We start from the raw sequence: 23,996 nt of genomic DNA on the forward strand, positions 1-23,996 counted from the left end.
ATATCTCATCAATACATTAGAAAGTTACAGATAGACTTGAATAATAGACCTAAGAAATGTTTAAATTACTTGACACCTAATGAAGTACATTTTGGTATCTCTATAAACATTGAGAATACAATCTAGCTTTTATATACTTCTTAAATATCACTCTAAAAAAAAGATAATAGTAAATAGCTAATAATACTGGTAAGGAAGTAATCCACACAAAAGATGCTATCTGAGCTAAACTATGTACTCTGATAACATCTAAAAATTTAAAAAATATTGTCGAATTTTGTACTCTAGCGAACACATAACTATAAATTGCAATAACAATAAAAAAAGTTATAACAAAAACAATTAGTAGCAATATTTTTATAAAAAAATTCTTATTTAACATTATTTCATATCCTAGCTTTTAGTTAACCAACAGTCTTACAAGCAACACTTTTAAAACCATAATAAGCAGCATAAGCTTGATTATTATAAAGATCTTTATTAGGTGTAATATCATCAATAAAAACAGTTGGTGATATATAATCAACCATACACGGTAATGTTGGATCAGTAACTCCAGAATTTTGATATTGAGCCACTAAGACATCACGTTTTTGCTCGAAGTTATAAAAAAACAAACTCATACTAAATATCAAATATAATTGTGCTACCAACAATAACACAAATATTGGACTTAGCTTTTTGAGAGCTGCATATAGTTTAATAACAAATAAACCACTATGACTGTAAATTTGCATATAAGCAGCCATAAAAAATATCGCATAATAAATAAGTAATACTCTTTGATTTAGATCGTATGATTTAGCCACTGGCACTAATACAAACAGTGATAATACAAGTGCTGCAGAATATACAACTACTGATTGTTTTTTGAAATTTTTATTAGTGAAAGCTAATATTAAAAATATCACAATCATAATTAACAGTATAAGCGTATACTGTGGCGTAAATATTAGCTCACTTATCAAACGAGTAACATTTTGTAATAGTGATGACTGAACTCCTGATGATAAATGATCTAGCCTTGCATAATTTCCAGGTGCTGTTATTAATACAATCCCTCCGATTCCACACGCTACAAAAAAAGCAACAATCGTATCATTTATAACTTTCTTTGTAAGCACTCTTTCAAAAAAGTATGCTAGACAAAGTAAAATACTGACACACACGAATATCTCATTATATAAACCAATAATTGATCCAATAAATAAGCCAAGCAACATACTATTTTTATTTTTAACTATCGATAAATAGTATAAAACAGTAAGTAATGTTAATCCCCAAAAGTGCTGAATAGCTCCTGTTTTCCATAGGATATTTGCCATAAACCCTGTCTGATAAAAGACAAAAACAAAGAAAAAACTATATATAACAAAATCTTTAGATAATATTCTGCCTCTATCATAAGTGATTATTTTGAAAGTCAGCAGTATAAATACATAAAACGCTATCGAATTAATCACATTGACTATAAATAATGATAGAGTTATATATGTCTTACTCATCAAGAAGTAGATTAAAGCCTGTGCAGAAACTCTGCCTGTCCACGTAAAATAATCAGCCTGAATAGAGTGAACCATAATTATTAACCCTTTTGCTAGGGTATCTGTATTAGCTCTACCAAAATCATCCGCCCTCATTGGTTGCAGATAATTTAAAAGCAAAAAAAACGCAACTATAAAAACTGATATAGCAGCAATAATAAAATACTTCTTTTTCATAACTTACTAATAATCAAAAAGATACACAAATATACTCTAAGTGTATTATATTTGAGATACTAATAAAAGCTGATTGTAAATGTAGAACTAACTAATTGTGTAAAGTTACTTTTGTAAAAAAACTAACCATCAAGAAAATCTGTTTTAGGCTTAGCTTCTCTTTTGTAGATATTTCTATGCTTTAATATTTCTTTCTTTTGTGATTCAGACTTCTGCGGGTTAGCTTTATCGAACTCTTGCAAAAACTGGTCTATTTCACTCACATAAGCTCTGTCTTTTTTGTTATCGAACAAGTGAGCCAAACGCAATATAAGCTTCATCATACGACGACTTCTCCTAAAATACTAAATATAAATTATCTTGTAGCTTGTGTGTAATTATACTAAACTAAACATCAAAGTCATATACAAAACATTAAGCTTTTAAGTATTAGCAGATTATGTTGAGTCAAAAACCAAAGATAATTGGTATATTCTTAATGTTTTTAAGTATCACTATGCTTAGTCCATTACTAGTAGACTACATATATGCCGAAAAAAATGCTTATCCTTATATTTTAAGCTTTGCCGTGACCTTTTCATGCGGTTTCTTTTTGTGGTTCATCTCTAGAAATACCCAAAAGAAACTTTCTAACAGAGATGGTTTTTTGATAGTAACATTAGTTTGGATGTTTGTTACCGTTTTTGGTGCCATTCCCTATATGTCCTTTCCGGGGTTAAACCTCTCATTCACTGATGCTGTATTTGAATCAGTCTCTGGTTTTACAACCACAGGTGGTACCGTAATTGAAGGACTAGACAAACTACCACATAGTATACTATTTTATCGTCAACAAACTGAATTTTTTGGCGGTATGGGGATTATCGTTTTATCAGTTGCCATCTTACCACTTTTAGGTGTAGGTGGTATGCAGCTCTATAAAGCTGAAATATCTGGGCAATGGAAAGATGACAAAATCGCTCCAAAAATTTCAAGTACTGCCAAAGCTCTATGGCTAGTATATTTATTGCTAACATTCTTATGCTTTATTTCTTATTTATTGGTTGGTGCAGATCCTTTTAATGCTATATGCTATACATTCTCTACCGTATCTACGGGGGGGTTTGCACCATCTGATTCAAGCATGGCTGATAAGCCTTTTGGAATGATTCTAGTTTGTGGAATCTTTCTTTTCTTGGGAGCTACTAGCTTCAAAGCTCACTATATAGCTTTATCTAAATTTAAAATAAGCCACTATTTCAAAAATGTTGAATTCAAAGCATACTTTTACTTCGTATTTTTTGCTTCTTTCATAGTGTGTATAACTATGATTGCTCATACTGATGACTTGTCAAATGTCTTTAGTAAAGTTACAAACAGCGTTTTTCAAGTGATCTCTATATCTTCAAGTGCGGGCTTTGTTTCTGATACAAACTACTATCTATGGCCTAGTTTCTTGCCAATAATGCTAATGTTTATTGGAATAATTGGTGGTTGTGGTGGCTCGACTGCCGGTGGTTTGAAAATGATTCGTGCCATTCTTTTTAAGGAAAAGGCAATCCTAGAAGTCAAAAGAGTAATCCACCCTCAAGGAGTCTTCACTGTTAAACTTGGAGACATTCATATATCCGAACAAGCTTTAAATAGGGTTTCTGGGTTTATTTCTGTTTATATTATAATCTTTGCTGGTGGTTGGTTAGCACTATTAGGTTGTGGCTTAGATGTAACTACAGCGTTCTCCACTATCGCAACAACACTATCAAATGTCGGTCCAGGACTAGGAGAAATTGGTTCTAACTTCAAAAGCTTACCTAAGGAAGCTCTATGGATATGTGACTTCGCAATGATTGCAGGACGTCTTGAGATATTTACAATTCTAGTGCTATTCATGCCAGATTTTTGGAGAAAATAACAATACTACAAACCTCCCGAAGCAGCTAAGTAAGATAAGTTCCCCACCTTGTCATACTCAACATTATTAGCATAAACGATAATCTTATAGTCAATGTTAGAGTCTTCACCTTTACACTCTAATTTCAGTAACTCATTACTGCCTGATAAGTATGATACAAAAGAACTAGTTTTGGCAATCTCTTCTTTTTTGCCTTCTTTATCCATAGTATAAGTAAACTTACAACCATAATTATCACCAATATATACATTAACCAAAAACTCAGTAGGTTTTTTATCAAGAATGTTATAAATACCACTAGGAGTATTCTCAAACTTAAAACCGTATATATTATAAGCCGTCTGTTTTTTCTTTGAATGACCATGCTTTATAATCGGCAGTACTTGCCCTTGATAGCCATCACCAGTAGTAGAACAGGCACTCAAAAGAAATGATATAGATAAAAGCAAGACTATCAAAAGCTTTCTAGAAAAAAATATTTTTATCATACTGTAATAATCAGATTTGATAATTCATGAATAAAAGAATAAACCTAAAAGGCAAAAGAGGCAATAATTTACAGTGATTTTAAAAACTTATTCTTCAGTATCTACTTTTTCTTCTTGTTGCTGTTTTTTGTACTCGTAATAGTCTTTCATGGTCAAGCCCTTTGCTCTAAACTCGGCTTTCTCAGCGATTTCATCAAGACGCTTTTTAGAGTACTCGACATGCTCAGGAGAGTAATCTTCAACTGGCTGACCTTGTAGATTAAATCTTTGCTTGAGTTCAAAAACAGCCTTATGATAGCGCGTATCACCAACATAGCGACGCAACACATTTCTAAGAACCATTTTATCTACCGGAGCAAAATGCTCATTTTGATAAATTATTTCAATTTCTTCACTTATACCGATTTTAAGTGGCTTCTTATTGATCGGATCGAAACATTTAGGAAAACGAAGACACAACCATTTGAACAGCTTTGCTTCTTCTTTTTGTCTTTCTTTCTCAACATCAACAGTTATCACGATCTCTTGAGCATCCTCTAATTGAGGGTTCTGCAATTCATCTACTGTTTTATTATTTATTCTATGACCATACTGTGGAATACGGATAAAAGAAGTATCTCTTTCTTCAACTTTTTTAGCAGGAGCTTTTGGAATATTTTTACTTTTAGAAATATTCTTATCTCTAGCTTGTCTCATTCTAGAAGTCTTTTCTTCTATCTTAGATGACCCACCTAACAATGATTGTAACAATGAAAAATTGTTTAATTTATTTCTACCTTCAGACATTTCTTATTTTATTAATAGTTATATAGGGTAAACCCTGTGTGTACTTGGTTTATATCGTACTACAAAACTAATATATTTAGCAAGCAATAAAACATCAGTAATATTTTTTTAACATCAATATGAATTAATATTGACAATTTAGCTAAATTACATATAATATCAATCATCTTTTGTGGCTATGTAGCTCAGTTGGTTAGAGCACAGCATTCATAATGCTGGGGTCACTGGTTCAAGTCCAGTCATAGCTACCACAAGTTTTCCCTAGACTAAACACTTGTTAAGTCCACGTACTCACATGGAACTATATTACGGAAACAATTTTATAGTAGAAAATAGTATTTACTAATATCACAAATTCAATTTGAACTTTGCAAAATAGCAATACCGATATGGCAATATTACTTCTATATATACTTTTCATTCATGAAATACTAATATATAATAATTATATTTAAAAAAAATTACATATCTTTAACAGCAGACAAAGCACTTATCATTTCTGAAGTTAGATTGTTGAAGCCTTTTGGTGAATTTGGAGTGAAGATTACATTTGATTTGCCAGATTTTGTCATATTCTCTAATGTATCTAAATATTGATACATCATTACTAGAGATGAAATATATTCAGAAGAAATATTTCCACCCGTACCTTCTTTAACATCTTCTATAGACACACGCAAACCTCTTGCTATTGCCTTACGCTGCTCTGCTATACCTTCACCAAATAGCTTCATTGACTCTTTTTGCCCTTCTGCTTCTTTGATTTTGATAAGCTTCTCAGCTTCTGCTTTTGCTTTTGTAGCCTCAAGCTGTCTTTGTGCGGCATTGATTTCATTCATCGAACGTTTAACATTTTCCTCAGGATTAATATCAACAACTAATGACTTAATTATCGTATATCCATAAGTACTCATCTCTTCTGATAGCTCTTTTTTGATATCTAATGCTATTGCATCTTTATTCTCAAAAGATTCATCCAAACTCATACGTGGCAATGATGATCTAATCACATCAAAAACATATGACTCCATTTGAGCTCTAGCATTCGTTAGTTTATAAAAAGCATCTACAGCCTTTGACTCTTCAACTAGAAATTGTACCGATACTTTCATATGTACAAATACGTTATCTCTTGTTTTAGTCTCTGCAACGATATCAAGTTGCTGAACTCTCAAACTAACTCTACCAGCTATTCTCTCGATAAAAGGTATTCTAAAGTTAAGTCCTGCTCGTTGGATTCTCACAAACTTACCAAATCTCTCTATTATATTTACAGACTGAGTCTCAACTATACTTATTGAGAAAGCCAGTAAAAATATAGAAATTATTACCAAAAATATTAAAAAAACATAAACATCTCCCTATATTACATAAATTATGACTGTGGAAAATCCACTATTATATTATAGTTATTCTCACTGTCTTTTTGCCAAACAAGTAAATCATGCCCCGAAGCAACTTTGCCATCAGAACTTGTCCAAATAGACTTTAATATGACTAGCTGATTATTTTCATCAAGGTTTCTACAATACTCATAGTTAAGTTTTAACTTACCCATATCTCTTTTACCAGTTTTATTTGCAGCAAATCCATCAACGTAATGCTTTAATACAGCATCTTTAGTTGTATAAGGCTTACCTCCGCTCATATACATAAAATCATTACTATAAAAGGAGACTACTTTTTCAAGATCTGCAGAATCCCAAGCTTGCTCCATTTGCCTAGCTTTAGCTCTTATTGAATCAAAGCTTTTATCACTACAATCCGTAGCAGTTGCACTCAAAGCAATCAACATTATAGATATCATTATCAATATTTTCTTCATATATACTCCTAGTCTAAAAGTGATAATACTGTCACGTCTTTTGTTAAAATCTTAGGGTGTTCCTCAAACGGTCGAAAACACTCAAAATGTAATACATTTTTATGAGGCACTTTTCTAAATTTCTTAGTAAGTTTAAGTTTAAAATTATCCATACCGCCACATTTTGAATTTTCAATATCAACACTCTCATGAGTATAACCAGTATCATCTACATAATCATAATCATGTGGAATAAGAAACCATCTGTATCCATCTATTGAGTCGACTGGCAATTCGATATTAAAAGTATATTGTTTACTATCTAAAACAATAGGTTTTGTGTATATCTTATCTATCTCTGCCTGAGTCATCTCCGCTAGTCCCAGATATGGAAAAAACAAAAAAACACTAATATTCGATACATTCTCAAAGTATAAAATCACGACCCATATAAGATAATTATATACACAAAAGCTGACTAAATGCTTAACTTTGTATCAATGAATATATGCTATATCCTAATGACTTAGATTTTGTAGATATCTATATTTCTAGGTATTTTGAGTATATAATTACTGCTGTTATAAATCATAATAGTTTTAAATAAAATGGCTTTAGAAAAATTTGAACTTGAATTAGTTTCTTTTAAAGATATCACTGATAATGTTAGACACTTTGCATTTAAAAGAACTGATGGTAAACCTCTAAACTTTATCGCAGGACAATTTATTACCTTTTTACTTACTGATGAAGAAGGCAATCTTAAGCGTAGAAGTTATAGCTTAGGCTCCCTACCTGCTGACAATATGCTTTTAGAAATAGGTATCACTTATGTAAAAGGTGGTATTGCAACTGATACATTCTTCAATATGAAAGTTGGTGATACAGCACCAGCTATGGGTCCTGCTGGTAGACTTGTCCTAAAGGATGAGCAAATAAACAAACTAGTTCTGGTTGGTACTGGTACTGGTATCGTCCCGTACAAATCGATGTTCCCAGAACTACTAGAGAAAGCTGATAATACTGAAATCCATATTCTTCTAGGTGTTCAATATCGTAAGGATGCTCTTTATCAAGATGAATTTGTAGAGTTTGCGAAGAAGCATCACAATATTCATTTTAAACTTTGCCTTAGTAGAGAAACACAAGATCTTAAAGATTATGAAATCTCTGGATATGTACAAAATCAATTTGATACTATAGGACTAAATCCAGAGACTGATGTTGTTTATGTTTGTGGTAATCCTAATATGATCGACCAGTCTTATGAGATGTTGACAAATGCTGGTTTCAACCCTAAAAGCGTACGTAGAGAGAAATACATTTCTTCTAATTAAACTTGATACTGTGGATAATTTAAGCTACAATCTCTGAGCTATTCTAATAAGGGATATGGTGCTTAGATGAGATAGTCTAAGTGGCGATGTCAGATTATAAATATAAGGAAACTATAAAAATGAGACAAGAAATTCATCCTAAATATACTGAAGTGACAGTAACTTGTAGTTGTGGAAACACTTTTGTTACTAAATCAACTATCGGTAAAAATGATTTAAATATTGATATTTGTTCAGAATGTCACCCATTCTATACAGGTAAGCAAAGAATCGTTGATACAGCTGGTCGTGTTGATAAGTTCAAGAAGAGATTCGGTGGTATTAAGAAAGTATAATTGTACTTTACTTATATCAAAATATCTAAACCAGCTTTATGCTGGTTTTTTTATACCTAATGATTTACAAATAATAAAGACAATCGTAGTTTAAGATAATTAATAACATCCTTTTGATGATTCGTAATATCGACTAATATATTCATCTAAAGATATGTTATCACTTGTCACCAATTCTTTTTCTGCAACTATTGATGTAGAAACTTGATTTTGTAATTTAGACTTAACATCTGCTGATAGTTTATAGTTTCTAAATTCTTGAGATACTTTTTGAGATACCTCTAGTGCAAAATCTTTATACCCTTGCTCTTGTGCAATTCTAACTATTTTAGCGGATGGAGTTTTATTAACATCTAAAACTTTTTGTTTCTCCAGTTTTACGGCTTCTAGATACTCTAGCGGCATTTTACTTGCTACTATCTCAATTTTATTGAATAACTCTAATGCATAATCTTTTAGTGAAATTTCACTAAAATATCCAAGTTTATTAAGCCTAAGATCCGGATTACGCCCTGCTATTGCTACAGCTGTTAAATTCTGCTTAGCTTGTTTAATCTGCTCTTTATCATATCTTATATCTCCTTCATCTAAACAAGTCATGAGCATTGCTTCGACAAAAAGAGCTGTATTCTTACTTATTCCAATAGGTGCAAAAGGATCAACATCTAGAACTCTAACTTCAATATATTCAACACCACGATTATATAAAGCACATGCAGGTCTTTCGCATCTTTTAGCAATTTGCTTAGGCCTAATCGCACTATAGTATTCGTTTTCTATTTGTAAGATACTATCATTAAGCTGTATTCTTTGACCACTAGTGTCATACAGGCCTAATTTTTTATAATCATTAAAAGTGTCATCTGTAGCATGTATTAAATCTTTAACATAAGATTTAACATCATTATAAGATATAGCCAAATCTTTTTGTGCTGGACTTGTATAGCCCAAATCACTCATCCTTAAACTTGTAGCATATTTACCAATATAGAACTCTTCATCTAGATCTGATAAATAACTAGGCTTACTTTTAACCGAAGTTTTAGCACATATTGGACTCACGCCAAACAGATATGGTAATAACCACATAAATTCAAAGTATTTATTAAGAACGTCAAAATAAACATCCGAGGTTGAAATCTGTTTTTCATCAGCAATACTTTGTATTAATCTCTTATCAAAAGAAAAATTATAGTGTATACCTGATATTATCTGCATAATCTTACCATATCTAGCAGATAACCCCTTACGATAAACTCTTTTCATTTGTCCAGAGTTTGAACGGCCAAAGTTAGCCTCTTGTATTTCGCTTTCATTAGCTGATAATGGCATACTAGTGTTGAGAATAATTTCATTACTGTCCATATTAGCTAATGTAAAAGCTGAAAGATCATATAGCTCACAAAAAGCATTTTCAATACTATCGTGAGGCTTTGTGATTAACTCAAGGAGATTCTCTGAAAAATCTACTGTTATACTACTATTAGTTAGTTTATGCCCGAGAGCATACGGATGATTAGAGCTAGCAAGAGCTCCATTATGACTAATCCTTAGAGTTTCTCTCTCTATTCCTCTAAGATTATTTATTTTTTTAAAGTCGTACATTTTTATCCTAAATAAATTTGTTCTGATCACTTAATAAACTATTCAACTAACTTATCGCTTCAATTCTTTAAAAGACCCTAAGCCTCCTAGTATTATCATAATCACAGAATAAACAAACACACCAGCACAAACTATTAGAGCTATACTTTTGAGTCTATCAAACATTGATAAAGTAATCCAATAACTATCACTTAGATTAAATGATTTTAATACTAAAACCATACATATACTCGCAACTGTTATTCTTAAAATTGTCATAAAATGTAAATAGCTTTTGATAAATAGTCTAAAGCTAAAGTCGCAAAGAACCCACAGCTGAATAAACAAATTCAACAATGCCACAAACGAGCTTACCAATGCTAAATATAAAAATGCATGATCATCGCTTACAAACAAATTAACAATTATCATATCTGCAACTATGGTAACTACTAAACATATTAGACTAATATAAAAAACTATTGATGTTTTATTCTGTGTATATAGTGCTGAGACAATCACTCTAACAAGCACAAAACAAAATAGTGATACAAGGTAACTAAGCATCGCCAAACAAGTGAAATCAACATCTTGAAGACTAAACTTACCATAAAAAAATAGTGAAATAACCACAGGCTTAGCTAATATGAGCAAACCTACTATAGCAGGAACTGTAACTATCAAAGTAAATCTTATAATTAACCCTAATGTTTGAAAAAATTTTTGCTTATCTTTTTTACAACTAATTAAGTATGGAATCATAACAGTTGCAATTGCTGTACCAAAGACACCATATAAAAACTGATTAACTCTATCAGCATAATACAACCAAGCTAAACTTCCAGATATCAAAAATGATGCAAAAAACGTTTCTACCAATCCATTTATCTGCAATATTGCTGTTCCGAAAAATGCTGAAGGAAGCTTTTTGAGAAAAGTCCTTGCTCGCACATCTTTGACTAGAACTATACCTTTATCAAGCTTAAATTTACCAATTAGCTTTATAAGACTATACCCAACAATAGCAACTTGAATTACTCCTGCTAACAACACAGCATAAGCAACGCTAAATATAGGAATACTAAATCTAGGCGATATGATTACACCAATTATCATGACAATATTTAGCACTATCGGTAATATTGATGATATAAGATATTTACTATAACTATTCAATACTGCTGATATTACTCCTATAACACCATTAAACAGCAAGTATGGGATCATGATGACAAACATACTTCTAACCAAGCTTAGAGTATTACTATCATCGACCAAACCATATGCATATACCTCAACCCAGATATTACTAAATACGATTGCTACAACAGTTATAATCAACAACGACAATGCTATAAAATAAAGCACAGTTATAATAAATTTTTTATTTTTATCGTTAGCATTACCGTCAAGATATGGATTAACTATTTGTGTCAAAACTCCAGATGAAGTTACTTTACGCATAAACTCAGGAAATCTAAAAGCCACCAAAAATGCTTGTAAAGCAGATCCACTACCAAAAAAACTAGCTAATAATAAATCTCTGACAAAACCTAAAAGTTTCGATAAAAATAAAAATATAGATACAATTAAACTATTTGAGAAGAACTTTTTCATTTTCTCAAATCGCAAACTTATTCATTAAGGCTTACTTGACTCTACTTGTGTTTTTTCACTATCTTGTTGCTGTATTTGAGATGATTCTTGCACTGGTTGCTCTTGCTTAACATTAGGATTCCAGTAAATTTCTAGACTCTCTTGTTCCCTGATTGCCAACTCTTTTTCCTCTGGTGTAAGCTTTATTTTAGCTAACTCCTGCTCTGCTTTCTTTAATCCTTTTTTATCAGAAAGATCTGGCATACAGTAAGGATTAAACTGACGCCAGAAACCATCCAACGGATTGTTATACAACTTGATAGCTTCTGATAAATAAGCATACTTAGCAACTTTATTATCAGTCAATTCTGCCATGATAGCAAATGCTGGTGCATATGGTTGTGTTATAGCCTCACGCGCATACTTATATGCTCGTTGTTTATCATCTTTCGCAACAAGTGCTTCTGCCATGCCTGCATGCTTAAATGCATGTTTACCATGATTAATATTCTTATACTCTTTATAATATGCTTCAGCCAAGCCAGCTTCTATCTCAGCTGAATGATCTAAATCATATGCTTTTTGGTACCATTTAATAGTATAATCAGGACTCTTTGGAAGACTTCCAGTTCCATTTAGATAAGCATCGGCAATAAAAGCCCTGCCAAGAGACATACAATATGGATATTCCTGAATAAATTTTTGCTGATTATTAATCAAATAAGCTCCTCTAGCCTCTAAGCTACCATTAGCTATAGCTAGCTTATACCACATATAAGCCTTAGCAACATTCATACCAGGCACTTTATCATTTCTTACATATAGATTGCCTAGCTGATTTTGCGCAACATCATAACCTAGATCTGCTGATTTAGTTATATACTCAATGCCTTTCGGCTGATCTACTTCAATACCTTCTGCTCCAAAAAAGTATAACTCACCAATCAAATATACTAGATATGAATAAGATCTAATACCTTCAGGATCAATTGGAGCACCATTCTTTTCATAAAAATCCGAAGCCCACAACACATAATCTAGCGCATCTTTATCGCTCATATCAAGCTGAACATTAGCTTCAGCCAATAATCCTGTAGCTCTAGCATCAGTTTTAAGATACGGCTTACATGATTCCAAAACTTTTTCATACTCTTGGTCAACACCATCTTGATAACACTCTTTTAGAGTTGCATATGATGAACCAAAGAACATAACTGATAAAAAGGCGATTACAAATCTAACTTTCATCCCTCTCTCCCACAGACAAGTAATATAAATACAAATATTTTTAACAGTATAATATACTTTCGTACCATATTTGTAGAGATTTTTAACAAAAATCTACTTGCCTGCCTTCCGGCAAGTATTTTATATATATATCAATACTATTTTTTGGTAAAAATCCCCTACCTTTTTCTGGCCACTCCACAAAACAAATAGAGTTATCATTTAAATAATCTCGAATACCTATCCACTCCAACTCTTCTGGATCGGCTAATCTATACAAGTCAAAATGATAAATATTAAAATTATCAAACTCATAACTCTCAACCAAGGTATAAGTTGGACTTTTGACATTACCTTTATGACCCAAAGACTTAAGCACTCCTTTTACAAAAGTAGTTTTACCAGCACCTAAGTCCCCATGTAAATATATAATCTGACCTGCCTGGAGTTTCTTAGCATACTCTTGAGCAAACTCAAACATCTGCTTTTCACTTTTCACTATTATGCTTTTCATACTGCTTTATAAATTCTCCAGCTAATACAAATGATCCAAACACAACTGTTACTGTGTCTTTTTTTGACAGATATATACTACTTAAGTCTTTGTTAAAATCAACTCTCACAATTTGATGTGACTTAAACTCTTGCTTTATTTTATCCAAATCTGCTGCTCGATTATCTAGATATCCAAGATCAACAATATCCCACTTATATATATGAGATTTTGCAATATTTAATATTTCATGGAGATCCTTACTTGCCAAAATTCCAAAGACTGCTTCATACCTAATACTTTTATCGCCAAATTTTGAATCTAAAAGCTCAAATAGATGTCTTACAGAAGCTGAGTTATGTGCAACATCTACGACAATATAACTATTATCTATAGAGTCACTTTTCAAAGTCACAAACCTTGCTTTAGCTCTTATACCTTCTAAATTTGGAATATATGATATTAACAACCTATTGAAAAGATAATCAGCGATACCCATCGCAATATTATAACTATGAACAAAACAATCTTTAGAACTATACTCATGAGTTTCTTCACAAATTATTGCGCCACATGCTTGTGCATACTCATAAACACTACTAGGCATACTTGTACCCAAAAACAAAGGCACTTCTGCTCTAGCTATACCAACCTTTTCACGCCCTATTTTATCTAGAGTATCACCAAGAATCTCGCAATGATCGAAATCGATATTTGTAATTGCTGTTATATCAGCATCTATTAGATTTGCAGCATCTAAACGCCCGCCTATACCGACTTCTAAAATCAGATAATCAATAGCAACTCTTTGTGAGTACACACAAGCACACAAGAAAGCTATCTGATAATAAGATAGTCGATACTCTGGTGTTATCTCGTCTAATCTTTCCAAAAGCTCCAAAAAAACATTATCGGCAATTGACTGCTTGTTTAAAGAAATTCTTTCATTAAATCTGAAAACATGAGGAGATGTATGACTTAGCACTTGTTTATTATTCGACACTAACAGCTCTTCTAACATAGCTACTGCAGTACCTTTACCATTTGTTCCAGCAATGGTTATTACTTTAAACTTCTTGGTAAAATTAAATCTATCGAGGATAAGTAGTAAATCTAAAAGATCGCAATTGCGAGCATCTGGCTTAGCCATTATTTTAGCTATTTTAACTTCGATGCTCATTTTTTTATTAAGAACTATACTTGTTGTTCAGTTTTATATTCTAGAGAATGATTATAATTAATTTTAGTCAAGTTAGGCATAAGCTTGTCTATTAACTTCGCAACTTCTTCTCTTAAGTTTCTACGATCAACGATCATATCTACCATGCCTTTTTCTACTAGAAACTCACTTCTTTGGAATCCTTCAGGTAGTTTTTCTCTTACTGTTTGCTCAATTACTCTAGGTCCAGCAAAACCTATCAGAGCTTTTGGCTCAGCAAGATGTACATCACCAAGCATAGCTAGAGATGCAGACACACCACCTGTAGTAGGATCTGTCAGTACAACTAAGTACGGTAACTTAGCTTCTGCAAACCTTTGTAAAGCAGCACTAGTTTTCGCCATTTGCATTAATGAGAATAATGATTCTTGCATCCTAGCTCCACCACTTGCGGTAAAACATACAAAAGGAACTTTCTTATCAATAGCAAGCTTAACACCTCTTACAAACTTTTCACCAACAACTGAGCCCATAGATCCACCTAGGAACATAAAGTTAAAAGCTGCAGCGACTACAGGAAAGCCTTTAACAGCTCCTTCTATTACAACTAACGCATCTTGCTCTTCAGTTTTTTTCTGCGCTTGAGATAGTCTATCTTTGTAAGATTTTGTATCTTTAAACTTAAGCATATCTACAGGAGAGATATTCGCAAAATGCTCTTTTGTGCTCTCTCTATCAAAGAATAGATTTAACCTGTGTCTAGCAGATATTCTATAATGATAGTTACAACTTGGACATACTGACTTATTGTTATGTAATTCTTCAGAATATAATGTTACTCCACAGCTTGGACACTGACTCCAAACTCCTGTAGGCATATCTTTTTTCTGCGCTTCTAAACCAAGACTTCTACCAATTACTCTAGTTAACCAACTCATTATCAACCTCCTCCTAGGTATTATTCGATATAGACTGGCTTAGCCAACAATCTCTATATCACTAAAGAAATATTTAATTTCTTGTGCTGCTGTTTCTGGAGCATCTGAACCATGAACAGCATTAGCATCAATACTATCAGCAAAATCAGCTCTAATAGTTCCAGCTTCTGCTTCTTTAGGGTTTGTAGCACCCATTAATTCACGATTCTTAGCTATAGCATTCTCACCTTCTAAAACTTGTATCATGACAGGACCTGAAATCATAAACTCTACAAGAGCACTAAAAAATGGTCTATCCTTATGTACCGCATAAAAACCTTCTGCTTCTGCTTTTGACAAATGTTTCATTTTAGCAGCAACAATTTTCAATCCAGATTTTTCAAAACGTCTATAGATTTCACCAATTATATTTTTTTCTACCGCATCAGGTTTGATAATAGACAAAGTTCTTTGTTTACTCATTTTAATTAATTCTCCAATTCTTAGTTAATTCAGATTATATCACTTTTATTGACAAAATTTCAAAACCAGGGATTATTTATTAGATTTTTCAACTGCAGCTTGAATATATGATTCAAATAATTTATGCCCATATCTAGGAGTAGATGTAAATTCAGGGTGAGCTTGGCAAGCTATAAACCATTTATGTTCTGGGATTTCTATGAGCTCCATTAGTTTATTATCTTCGGATCTTCCTGAGAAAATCAAACCAGCATCTTCTAAACGCTCAACATAGTTATTATTAACTTCATATCTATGACGATGTCTTTCAATCACCTCATCCGCTTGATAAATTTCTCTAGCACGAGAGCATGCTTTTAATACACATTTATATCCACCTAGACGCATTGTACCACCTAAGTCTGAGTCATGTGTTCTTTGGTGTATAGTACCATCATTTGCTTGCCACTCTGTTATTAGGCCTATGACTGGATTAGTAGTTGATGGATTTAGCTCACTCGAGTGCGCATCTTGTATACCTAATACATTTCTAGCATATTCTACAACTGCTAACTGCATTCCCAAACAGATACCCAAGAAAGGAATCTGATTTTCTCTAGCATATTTAATTGATGCTATTTTACCCTCAACTCCTCTACTCCCAAAACCACCTGGAACTAAAATGGCATCAGCATCATTAAAGAATGACTCTACATTAGTGTCATTAACCTCTTCAGAGTCAACAAATTTTATTTTGACCTTAACACCATTCTTATACCCGGCATTATAAAGAGCTTCATTTAAAGACTTATATGCCTCTGTTAGAGAAACATATTTACCAACCATTGCAATTGTTACTTCACCCTTGGTGCTTCTGATAGTGTTTACAACATTTTGCCATTCGGATAGATCAGCTTCTTTTGTATTTAAATTCAAAAGTTCTACAAGTTTTGCATCAAAACCTTGTTGATTATATCTAAGAGGTACCTCATAAATTGTATCAACATCTTCAGCTGTGAATATACAGTCTTGATCAACATTTGTGAAAAGAGCAATTTTACGTTTCTCACTATCATCAAATCTTTTCTCACAACGACATACCAAAACATCCGCTTGAATTCCAATACCTCTTAATTCTTTGACAGAATGCTGTGTTGGCTTTGTCTTTAATTCTCCAGCAACTCTTATGTACGGTAGTAAAGTTAAATGTACAAATAATGTTCTATTTCTACCCAGCTCAATTCTTAGTTGTCTTATTGCCTCCAAAAATGGCTGAGACTCTATATCTCCAACAGTTCCACCAATCTCAACAATTGCCACATCAACATCTTCAGCAATCCCTTCACATACTCGTCTTTTTATTTCATCTGTAATATGCGGTATTACCTGTATAGTAGCTCCAAGATAGTCTCCTTTACGCTCTCTTCTTAGAACACTTTGATAAACTTTACCAGTTGTAAAGTTGCTTGCTTGAGTCATTTTATTACGAATAAAACGCTCATAGTGACCCAAGTCAAGATCAGTTTCTGCTCCATCTTCGGTTACAAAGACCTCGCCATGTTGTAGCGGACTCATAGTACCTGGATCAACATTTATATATGGATCGAGCTTCATCATAGTTACATTTAAGCCACGACTTTCTAAAAGAGTAGCCAAAGAAGCTGCAGTTACGCCTTTACCCAACGATGATACAACACCGCCTGTTACAAAAATAATTTTAGTATTAGGATTCATTTGAACACATGAAAATATAAAAAATCATGGAACACAATAATAACATTTTTAAAGGTATGTTGCTATTTGAAAATATGACAATCTTTGTTAATTTTTATACCTACTTTTTATCAAATACTGATAATCTAAATAAACACTCATAATAAAATTATTCCATAGATGAGAAGTCAAAAAAAAATACAAATGCCTGATACTTTAGTGATACTATTCTGTATCGCGATCCTAGTAGCTATCACAAGCTATTTCATACCAGTTGGTAAATTTGATGTAAAAAAAATCCAATACTCTTCAGATGGCCAAACATATTCTAGAAATGTATTAGTTGCTGATAGCTTTCAATATAAATTAGATTTTCAAGGTAATCCAGAAACATCTCCTGTCAAAGTCTTTGCAACTGAAAATAGTCAAAATCGAGGTTTTACCAATTTTATATACGATGGTATAACCTCTGGATCAAAAGATGGTGGCGCTGTTGCAATTATAGCTTTCTTATTAATTATAGGAGGCTCTTTTGGGGTTCTTCTTAAAACAAAAGTTATTGACCAATCAATACTTAGAGTAGTGAATAAATTCCAAAATAACAAAATCATCCTACTACCCGTTTTATGTTTTATTTTTTCTTTAGGTGGCGCTGTATTTGGTATGGGAGAGGAAACTATTCCTTTTATAATGTTGCTTGTGCCAATTTTTGTACTTATTGGCTTTGATGCTCTGACTTGCACTGTGGTTATCTACTTAGCAACTCAAGTAGGATTTGCAACTTCTTGGATGAACCCTTTCTCAGTTAGTATTGCTCAAGGAATTGCAGAGATTCCAATATTATCAGGTAGCCTTTTTAGGATTATTATGTGGTTTGTATTTACTCTATCTATAAGTATTTTTGCAATCATCTATGCACTAAAAATACAAAAGAAACCTCAATCCTCACCTATGTATATTTATGATAATTTCTATAGAAACTCTGATGAACATAGTTTAGAACAGACACAAAAAATGTGTATATACTCATGGTTAATACTCTTGAGTTTAATCGCTACGATAATATGGCTAGTGTATGGCGTAGTAGAACTAGGCTATTATATCCCTGAAATTGCAACACTTTTCACAATCCTAGGGCTATTAACTGGACTGTTTGCTATAGTTGGTAAAGTAAATGGTATGAACTTAAGCATTGCTATTGATGCTTTCAAAAATGGTGCGAAAGATCTTTTGCCTGTTTGTTTAATCATTGGTTTTGCTTATGGTCTGATATATCTTATGGAAGGCTCTAATCCTCAAGATTATACAATGTTAAACACTATATTACACTATGCTTCAGAAGCTATCTCAGGTACCAATGAGTATGTATCTGCTATAGGGATGTTTTTCTTCCAATCAATATTTAACTTCTTTGTAACATCAGGATCAGGTCAAGCAGCTCTTACCATGCCAATTATGTCGCCATTAGCAGACCTAACGGGCCTAAGTAGGCAAATTGCTGTCTTAGCATTCCAACTTGGTGATGGCTGGACACATTGCTTAATGCCTACATCAGCTACACTTATGGCTGTGCTTGGTGTTGCTAGGATACCTTATGGATTATGGCTAAAATTCATCTTTAAATTCTATCTCTATCTGATGACTTTAAGTACTATTATGATAATTATAGCTGTGTATATAGAGTACAAATAAAGCCACAGGCATATAAATATTTATTCACCATAGCCGCGATAAAATCCTTGATGTTGAATATTAATTTTATAAAATGAATAAATATTCAAAATAATTGGTAATTAAAATGTCTATCTCATATCAAAAGTTGCAAGCCATGAAGCAAAAAAAGGCGATTTTACACGTTGTCTTCTATTATACTCAGGTGGTCTTGACACATCAGTCATGCTCAAGTGGATTCAAGAAGAATATGGTGTTGAAGTTGTTGCTTTAACTATAGATATTGGTCAAGTTGCTGATAACCTAGAGCAAATAAAACAAAAAGCTATCAATTTAGGTGCTATAGATGCTGTGGTGTATGATGCCAAAAATCGTTTTGCAGATGAGGTTATAAGCAAGGCTATTAAAGCAAATGCTGATTATCAAGGTGGTTATGCTCTTTCAACGCCTCTTGGCAGAGTTATTATTTCAGAGATAGCTGTTGAAGTAGCTAAGAAATATGATTGTCAAGTTGTTGCCCATGGCTGTACGGGTAAAGGTAATGATCAAGTTCGTTTTGAAAGCTATCTAACAACATTAGATGAAAATATAAAAACAATCGCTCCTGTTAGAGAATGGGGAATGGGAAGAGAGCAAGAGTTAGAATACGCCGAAAAACATGGTATCCCTGTTAAGCAACAAAAAGACAAGCCATACTCATATGATGAAAATATGTGGGGCAATACCGCAGAAGGTGATGAAATAGAACACTCTAACCTTATAGCTCCTAAAGAAGCAATTTTACAATGGTGTAAGACTCCCGAAAATGCCCTTGATAAACCACAAAATATTATCCTAGAGTTTGTCGAAGGTATACCAACCAAGCTAGATGGAAAAGCTATACCTTTAGCAGAGCTAATAATGCAGTGTAATAAAATAGGTGGCGAACATGGTGTTGGGGTATTTAACCTTATTGAAGATAGATTGATTGGTCTAAAAGTTAGAGGTATTTATGAAAACCCAGGTGCTAGCATTATAATAGCTGCTCATAAAAAGCTTGAGCAACTTGTTTCTACCCGTCAGGAAAATGAGCTAAAAACATTTATGGACAACAAATGGGCTTACGTTGCTTATGCTGCTGAATGGTATAACCCTGTTATGAATAATATTCTTGCATTTATCGAAGAGCAAAATAAAAAAGTAACAGGAAAAGTGACTGTATCTTTATATAAAGGTAATATAGAAGTAGTAGCCGTCGAATCACCATTTTCAATGCTAAAACCTGAGTTAGCAACTTTTGAAGCTGGTGGCAATTTATTTAATCATAATGCTTCTGCCGGATTTATAGAACTTCATAGCTTAACTCAACGTACAGCATATTCAATAATGAAAAATAAGAAATAATATTATGAGTAAAAAACTTTGGCAAACTGAAACAGATAAGCTCTTACCTATAGTTGAAAAATATACTGTAGGTCAGGACTATGTACTTGACCAGAAACTATTAAAATACGATCTACAAGCTAGTTTAGCTCATGCAAAAATGCTTTATAAGATGAAAGTTATCACAAAAGATGAACTTAATCTTCTCAAAAAAGGATTACAGGAAATACAGGAGCTCTTATCTACCAATGAACTTAGAATAACTCAAGATCAAGAAGATGGTCACACTGCAATTGAACAGTATTTATGTACGCATTATGGTGAAGTTGGTAAAAAGATACACACAGGCAGAAGTAGAAATGATCAGTCATTAGTGATGCTACGTCTTTTCATGATAGATAAGATCCAATTCTTAGAAAAAACTATTCAAGAGAATATCTACACTATTCGCTCTAAAGCTAGTAAATTCAAAAACATACCCATGCCTGGTTATACACACATGCAAAAAGCAATGCCAACTACAGTCACAACTTGGTTGGGATCTTTTGCTGATGCTCTAGCAGATACTCTGTTGCTAATATCAGCTACTAGCAAAGTTATTACCCCCCCTAGGATCAGCATCAGGATTTGGCATTAGTAACTTCAAACATGATAAAGAATATACTACAGAACTACTTAGTTTTAATAGAACACAAGACAACCCTATTTATTGCGCATTCTCTAGAGGAAATTTTGAGAAGCTAATTCTTCAAACACTATCAAATCCCATGAGTATTTACTCAAGATTTGCTAATGATATGATGTTATTTACAATGGCAGAATTTGACTATTTTAGTCTAAGCAACTCATACACAACAGGATCTTCAATTATGCCTCAAAAGCGTAATTATGACTTATTTGAGATTATGAGAGGCAATGCAAAACTGTATCAAGGTTACCTCCAACAAATCACGTCTATAATTGATAGCGTTCCTAGTGGTTATAATCGTGACTACCAATTAACAAAACTACCATTCTTTGAAGCTATAACTCTAATCGAAGATACCGCTTTATTATTTAACTCAACAATCAAGGATTTGAATGTTCATATAGATAAACTAGAGCAAGCAATGACTCCTGACTTGTATGCTACAGAAGAAGTATATAAATTAATAGAACAAGGTCTGTCTTTCCGTGATGCTTATGTAGCTATCAAACTTAAACTAAATAAATAATTCTAGTATTTTTGCAAAAAATAGACATATTCTTCTGAAAAGCTTATAATTGCGATATCTCAATATCGTTAAAATAACGAAAGCTGAAGTTAGTTTATTTAAGGAAAATTTATGGATAAATCTGATATTTATAACGATTTAAGACAGCTCATTCTTAGCAAAGAATTTTCTTCTCAGAACGATATCTGTGATATTTTGGAGGGCTTAGGCTATAGTGCTAGCCAGTCAAAAGTTAATAGAATGCTCAAAAAAATTGGTGCCGTTAAAGTCAAAAATGAAAAAAGCACTCTAGTATATAAAATACCTAATGAGCCAGCTCCTCCGATAATGACTGATAATATTTCATCATTAGTTATTAAGATTGACGCAAATGAAGCTGTTGTAGTAATAGATACTGCTCCAGGTGCCGCACAATTGGTTGCTAGAACTTTAGACTATAATAAAAATAGCTTTGAAATAATCGGTATAGTAGCTGGAGATGATACAATTTTTGTTGCTCCATCATCAATCAAAAATATTAAAAAACTAAAAACAAACATAGAAAACTTCTTATTTTCAAAGTTTTAGATTTTTTATTATATTTACAGCTTCAATAAGAGTTTCTCTGTCTATAGTTAGTGGTGGCAATAAACGAATAGTATTATTTCTAGTTTTTACAGCAAGTATACCTAGATTTAAAAGCTCTTGATAAAAACTCTCAAAATACTGTGGACATATCTGTAAAGCAATAAATAAGCCTTTTGCTCTTATTTCTTGGATATATTTAGAATTTATTTTTTTAATGCATCTACAAATAAGCCTCCTAAGACTTCTGCTCTCTTAGCTAAAGCTTCTTCATCCAAAATATTAAGAGCCTCATACGCTACAGCAGAAGCTAATGGGTTACCACCAAAAGTACTACCATGATCGTCAGAGTATAACACTTCCATAAGATCTTCTTTGCCTAGAAATAGTGAAATAGGTAAAACTCCTCCTCCCAAAGATTTCCCCAATGTCATCCCATCAGGATCTAAACCATAATGCTCTTTAGCAAAGTTTTTGCCGGTACGTCCCATACCTGTTTGTATCTCATCTAAAATAAACAAGACATTATTCTTTTTGCAAATTTCTTGGCACGTATATAAATACCCTTCATCTGGAATAATCACTCCGCCCTCACCTTGGATAGGTCAATAATTATTGCTGCTGTATTTTTTGTAATAGCTTTTTCAAGGGCATCTAAGTCATTATAAGGTATTGAGATAAAACCTTGAGGCATAGGACCAAACTTATCTTTATACGCATGATTCGATGATGTACCTATTGCCGTTATTGTTCTACTATGAAAGCTATTATCGAAAGTTATTATCTCTACCAAACCATCTGGAATCTGCTTTTTTATATATCCCCACTTTCTAGCTACTTTTATTGCAGTTTCTATTGCTTAGCACCACTATCCATAACTATAGCCTTATCCATATTTGTTAGCTCACAAGCTTTTTTTAATAAATTTGCCAACGGCTCATTGTGAAAAAGTCTAGGCACAACTGAAATTTTATTCACTTGCTCAAATAGAGCTGACAAAATTTTAGGGTTATTATGTCCAAAATTTACAGATGAAATACCTGTTGCCATATCAATATATTTTTTACCCAAACCATCATATACGTAAGCATTTTCCCCTTTGACTATATTTATAGGCATGGATGCTACTATATTTGCACCATACTGCTTTGTAATATCAACAACTGCTTTCATAACTTTCTCCCCCACAATAAATGAATAAATAAACACAAATTAATATTTATTGTAAATTTTTATTATTTTTTAGTAAATAATTATTCACAGCAAGTTTTTAAAATGTTCAAGTGTTCATCAAATATTATTAGTTGTGGGCAAATAATGATTTCGAAAATATGCATAGCTGGAATAAATGGTTACACAGGACAGCTTCTTAAAGAATTAATAAGGCTAGATTGTATTCTGAAAGTTTTAAATAGTTGAAAGAGAGTTCCAAATATAGTTTATTAGGTTTTGACGAAACTAAAATAAACGATAAGGAACTAAAAAATGCCAAAGCACTTAACTCTTTCAAATAGATATTGTATAGAAGAATTAGAGTTATACTCGAATCTAGTGTATGATGAAAATCTAATATAGAAATAAGCGGTGTATTCGCAGCAGAATGATAGAATTATTTTGCAAAATATAAACTCTTAACTGAGGAATACACACATGACAAAAAGTAACATAATAG

The 23,996-nt window shown here is 32.6% G+C and carries 23 protein-coding genes, 1 tRNA gene and 3 pseudogenes; 10 read left to right on the forward strand and 17 right to left on the reverse strand.

Annotated features, from left to right (window positions below; translation table 11 throughout):
- A pseudogene (locus F8C69_RS11355) lies at window positions 1–126 on the forward strand (IS30 family transposase); the annotation flags it as partial.
- A gap of 278 nt (window positions 127–404) precedes the next feature.
- Here the strand turns inward: F8C69_RS11355 and F8C69_RS02485 are convergent.
- A complete protein-coding gene (locus F8C69_RS02485; RefSeq protein ID WP_159184063.1) occupies window positions 405–1,721 on the reverse strand; it encodes a DUF6056 family protein in 1,317 nt (438 codons plus the stop codon).
- Between the two features lie 122 nt (window positions 1,722–1,843).
- Window positions 1,844–2,044 carry a CBU_0585 family protein gene (locus F8C69_RS02490; RefSeq protein WP_004286565.1) on the reverse strand — a complete coding sequence of 67 codons (201 nt, stop codon included), beginning with the start codon at window positions 2,042–2,044 and terminating at the stop codon, window positions 1,844–1,846.
- 113 nt (window positions 2,045–2,157) lie between these two features.
- On the opposite strand from F8C69_RS02490, the gene F8C69_RS02495 reads away from it, so the two are divergent.
- Entirely contained in the window at window positions 2,158–3,612 is a 1,455-nt protein-coding gene (locus F8C69_RS02495; RefSeq protein WP_159184077.1) for a potassium transporter TrkG, read from the forward strand.
- 5 nt (window positions 3,613–3,617) lie between these two features.
- Here the strand turns inward: F8C69_RS02495 and F8C69_RS02500 are convergent, their stop codons facing one another.
- On the reverse strand, window positions 3,618–4,100 hold the full coding sequence (locus F8C69_RS02500; RefSeq protein WP_159184064.1) for an FTL_1709 family lipoprotein: 483 nt from the start codon (window positions 4,098–4,100) through the stop codon (window positions 3,618–3,620).
- Window positions 4,101–4,187: 87 nt separating this feature from the next.
- Window positions 4,188–4,886 carry a ProQ/FINO family protein gene (locus F8C69_RS02505; protein WP_159184065.1) on the reverse strand — a complete coding sequence of 233 codons (699 nt, stop codon included), beginning with the start codon at window positions 4,884–4,886 and terminating at the stop codon, window positions 4,188–4,190.
- A gap of 174 nt (window positions 4,887–5,060) precedes the next feature.
- Between F8C69_RS02505 and F8C69_RS02510 the strand changes: the two genes are divergently transcribed.
- Window positions 5,061–5,137, forward strand: a tRNA-Met gene (locus F8C69_RS02510).
- A gap of 210 nt (window positions 5,138–5,347) precedes the next feature.
- On the opposite strand, the gene F8C69_RS02515 is transcribed toward F8C69_RS02510, so the two are convergent.
- From F8C69_RS02515 to F8C69_RS02525, 3 genes are read right to left on the reverse strand one after another with little or no spacing between them, the layout of a single operon-like run.
- Entirely contained in the window at window positions 5,348–6,220 is an 873-nt protein-coding gene (locus F8C69_RS02515; protein WP_192189642.1) for an SPFH domain-containing protein, read from the reverse strand.
- Window positions 6,221–6,261: 41 nt separating this feature from the next.
- Window positions 6,262–6,711: a YybH family protein gene (locus F8C69_RS02520; RefSeq protein WP_159184066.1), complete on the reverse strand. Its 450-nt coding sequence runs from the start codon at window positions 6,709–6,711 to the stop codon at window positions 6,262–6,264.
- An 8-nt stretch (window positions 6,712–6,719) separates the two neighbouring features.
- Window positions 6,720–7,061: a hypothetical protein gene (locus tag F8C69_RS02525; protein ID WP_159184079.1), complete on the reverse strand. Its 342-nt coding sequence runs from the start codon at window positions 7,059–7,061 to the stop codon at window positions 6,720–6,722.
- 237 nt (window positions 7,062–7,298) lie between these two features.
- On the opposite strand from F8C69_RS02525, the gene F8C69_RS02530 reads away from it, so the two are divergent.
- Window positions 7,299–8,027 (forward strand): ferredoxin--NADP reductase, encoded by a 729-nt coding sequence (locus tag F8C69_RS02530; RefSeq protein ID WP_044525548.1) that lies wholly within the window; start codon window positions 7,299–7,301, stop codon window positions 8,025–8,027.
- Between the two features lie 119 nt (window positions 8,028–8,146).
- Entirely contained in the window at window positions 8,147–8,362 is a 216-nt protein-coding gene (gene rpmE / locus F8C69_RS02535) for a 50S ribosomal protein L31 (RefSeq protein ID WP_035722084.1), read from the forward strand.
- Window positions 8,363–8,461: 99 nt separating this feature from the next.
- Here the strand turns inward: rpmE and gshA are convergent, their stop codons facing one another.
- The 8 genes from gshA to F8C69_RS02575 all read right to left on the reverse strand — a co-directional run bounded on the left by gshA (window position 8,462) and on the right by F8C69_RS02575 (window position 17,534).
- Window positions 8,462–9,967 (reverse strand): glutamate--cysteine ligase, encoded by a 1,506-nt coding sequence (gene gshA, locus F8C69_RS02540; RefSeq protein WP_159184067.1) that lies wholly within the window; start codon window positions 9,965–9,967, stop codon window positions 8,462–8,464.
- Between the two features lie 51 nt (window positions 9,968–10,018).
- Entirely contained in the window at window positions 10,019–11,563 is a 1,545-nt protein-coding gene (gene murJ, locus F8C69_RS02545; RefSeq protein ID WP_159184068.1) for a murein biosynthesis integral membrane protein MurJ, read from the reverse strand.
- 24 nt (window positions 11,564–11,587) lie between these two features.
- Window positions 11,588–12,790 carry a tetratricopeptide repeat protein gene (locus F8C69_RS02550; protein ID WP_159184069.1) on the reverse strand — a complete coding sequence of 401 codons (1,203 nt, stop codon included), beginning with the start codon at window positions 12,788–12,790 and terminating at the stop codon, window positions 11,588–11,590.
- Between the two features lie 82 nt (window positions 12,791–12,872).
- Window positions 12,873–13,283, reverse strand: a complete 411-nt coding sequence (gene tsaE, locus F8C69_RS02555; protein WP_159184070.1) for a tRNA (adenosine(37)-N6)-threonylcarbamoyltransferase complex ATPase subunit type 1 TsaE — start codon at window positions 13,281–13,283, stop codon at window positions 12,873–12,875.
- A complete protein-coding gene (locus tag F8C69_RS02560; RefSeq protein WP_159184071.1) occupies window positions 13,258–14,442 on the reverse strand; it encodes a bifunctional folylpolyglutamate synthase/dihydrofolate synthase in 1,185 nt (394 codons plus the stop codon). Before F8C69_RS02560 ends, tsaE begins: the two co-directional genes overlap by 26 nt.
- 14 nt (window positions 14,443–14,456) lie before the next feature.
- On the reverse strand, window positions 14,457–15,359 hold the full coding sequence (accD, locus tag F8C69_RS02565) for an acetyl-CoA carboxylase, carboxyltransferase subunit beta (protein WP_159184072.1): 903 nt from the start codon (window positions 15,357–15,359) through the stop codon (window positions 14,457–14,459).
- A gap of 39 nt (window positions 15,360–15,398) precedes the next feature.
- The gene (gene ndk, locus F8C69_RS02570) at window positions 15,399–15,821 is read right to left on the reverse strand and encodes a nucleoside-diphosphate kinase (protein WP_044525541.1); all 423 of its coding nucleotides are present in this window, start codon (window positions 15,819–15,821) and stop codon (window positions 15,399–15,401) included.
- 72 nt (window positions 15,822–15,893) lie between these two features.
- Complete coding sequence (locus F8C69_RS02575) at window positions 15,894–17,534, reverse strand: CTP synthase (protein WP_159184073.1); 1,641 nt, start codon at window positions 17,532–17,534, stop codon at window positions 15,894–15,896.
- A 183-nt stretch (window positions 17,535–17,717) separates the two neighbouring features.
- Here F8C69_RS02575 and yfcC point away from each other — a divergent pair, with 183 nt between their 5' ends.
- The 5 genes from yfcC (at window position 17,718) to F8C69_RS02595 (ending at window position 22,327) form a co-directional block, all read left to right on the forward strand.
- Complete coding sequence (yfcC, locus tag F8C69_RS02580) at window positions 17,718–19,205, forward strand: putative basic amino acid antiporter YfcC (protein ID WP_236352302.1); 1,488 nt, start codon at window positions 17,718–17,720, stop codon at window positions 19,203–19,205.
- 204 nt (window positions 19,206–19,409) lie between these two features.
- Complete coding sequence (locus F8C69_RS02585; protein WP_159184075.1) at window positions 19,410–20,567, forward strand: argininosuccinate synthase; 1,158 nt, start codon at window positions 19,410–19,412, stop codon at window positions 20,565–20,567.
- 4 nt (window positions 20,568–20,571) lie between these two features.
- Entirely contained in the window at window positions 20,572–21,183 is a 612-nt protein-coding gene (locus tag F8C69_RS10990; RefSeq protein WP_252988821.1) for a lyase family protein, read from the forward strand.
- 67 nt (window positions 21,184–21,250) lie between these two features.
- Window positions 21,251–21,760: a lyase family protein gene (locus F8C69_RS10995; protein ID WP_252988865.1), complete on the forward strand. Its 510-nt coding sequence runs from the start codon at window positions 21,251–21,253 to the stop codon at window positions 21,758–21,760.
- Between the two features lie 111 nt (window positions 21,761–21,871).
- On the forward strand, window positions 21,872–22,327 hold the full coding sequence (locus F8C69_RS02595; RefSeq protein ID WP_159184076.1) for an arginine repressor: 456 nt from the start codon (window positions 21,872–21,874) through the stop codon (window positions 22,325–22,327).
- Here F8C69_RS02595 and F8C69_RS11255 read toward each other — a convergent pair.
- Both F8C69_RS11255 and F8C69_RS11170 read right to left on the reverse strand, forming a co-directional pair.
- A pseudogene (locus F8C69_RS11255) lies at window positions 22,316–22,908 on the reverse strand (aspartate aminotransferase family protein). The gene F8C69_RS02595 and the pseudogene F8C69_RS11255 sit on opposite strands and share 12 nt — an antisense overlap.
- Window positions 22,905–23,497 (reverse strand): annotated as a pseudogene (locus tag F8C69_RS11170) (aspartate aminotransferase family protein). The pseudogenes F8C69_RS11255 and F8C69_RS11170 overlap by 4 nt, the downstream one beginning before the upstream one ends.
- Window positions 23,498–23,996 lie beyond the last annotated feature (499 nt).

Origin of the sequence: Francisella noatunensis subsp. noatunensis, assembly GCF_009823375.1 — a bacterium.
Classification (GTDB): Bacteria; Pseudomonadota; Gammaproteobacteria; order Francisellales; family Francisellaceae; genus Francisella; species Francisella noatunensis.

Coding starts and splice junctions, on each gene's coding strand:
- F8C69_RS02485 (WP_159184063.1), bottom strand. CDS start 1,721: ATGAAAAAGAAGTATTTTATTATTGCTGCTATATCAGTTTTTATAGTT.
- F8C69_RS02490 (WP_004286565.1), bottom strand. CDS start 2,044: ATGATGAAGCTTATATTGCGTTTGGCTCACTTGTTCGATAACAAAAAA.
- F8C69_RS02500 (WP_159184064.1), bottom strand. CDS start 4,100: ATGATAAAAATATTTTTTTCTAGAAAGCTTTTGATAGTCTTGCTTTTA.
- F8C69_RS02505 (WP_159184065.1), bottom strand. CDS start 4,886: ATGTCTGAAGGTAGAAATAAATTAAACAATTTTTCATTGTTACAATCA.
- F8C69_RS02520 (WP_159184066.1), bottom strand. CDS start 6,711: ATGAAGAAAATATTGATAATGATATCTATAATGTTGATTGCTTTGAGT.
- F8C69_RS02525 (WP_159184079.1), bottom strand. CDS start 7,061: ATGACTCAGGCAGAGATAGATAAGATATACACAAAACCTATTGTTTTA.
- F8C69_RS02530 (WP_044525548.1), top strand. CDS start 7,299: ATGGCTTTAGAAAAATTTGAACTTGAATTAGTTTCTTTTAAAGATATC.
- rpmE (WP_035722084.1), top strand. CDS start 8,147: ATGAGACAAGAAATTCATCCTAAATATACTGAAGTGACAGTAACTTGT.
- gshA (WP_159184067.1), bottom strand. CDS start 9,967: ATGTACGACTTTAAAAAAATAAATAATCTTAGAGGAATAGAGAGAGAA.
- murJ (WP_159184068.1), bottom strand. CDS start 11,563: ATGAAAAAGTTCTTCTCAAATAGTTTAATTGTATCTATATTTTTATTT.
- F8C69_RS02550 (WP_159184069.1), bottom strand. CDS start 12,790: ATGAAAGTTAGATTTGTAATCGCCTTTTTATCAGTTATGTTCTTTGGT.
- tsaE (WP_159184070.1), bottom strand. CDS start 13,283: ATGAAAAGCATAATAGTGAAAAGTGAAAAGCAGATGTTTGAGTTTGCT.
- F8C69_RS02560 (WP_159184071.1), bottom strand. CDS start 14,442: ATGAGCATCGAAGTTAAAATAGCTAAAATAATGGCTAAGCCAGATGCT.
- accD (WP_159184072.1), bottom strand. CDS start 15,359: ATGAGTTGGTTAACTAGAGTAATTGGTAGAAGTCTTGGTTTAGAAGCG.
- ndk (WP_044525541.1), bottom strand. CDS start 15,821: ATGAGTAAACAAAGAACTTTGTCTATTATCAAACCTGATGCGGTAGAA.
- F8C69_RS02575 (WP_159184073.1), bottom strand. CDS start 17,534: ATGAATCCTAATACTAAAATTATTTTTGTAACAGGCGGTGTTGTATCA.
- yfcC (WP_236352302.1), top strand. CDS start 17,718: ATGCCTGATACTTTAGTGATACTATTCTGTATCGCGATCCTAGTAGCT.
- F8C69_RS02585 (WP_159184075.1), top strand. CDS start 19,410: ATGCTCAAGTGGATTCAAGAAGAATATGGTGTTGAAGTTGTTGCTTTA.
- F8C69_RS10990 (WP_252988821.1), top strand. CDS start 20,572: ATGAGTAAAAAACTTTGGCAAACTGAAACAGATAAGCTCTTACCTATA.
- F8C69_RS02595 (WP_159184076.1), top strand. CDS start 21,872: ATGGATAAATCTGATATTTATAACGATTTAAGACAGCTCATTCTTAGC.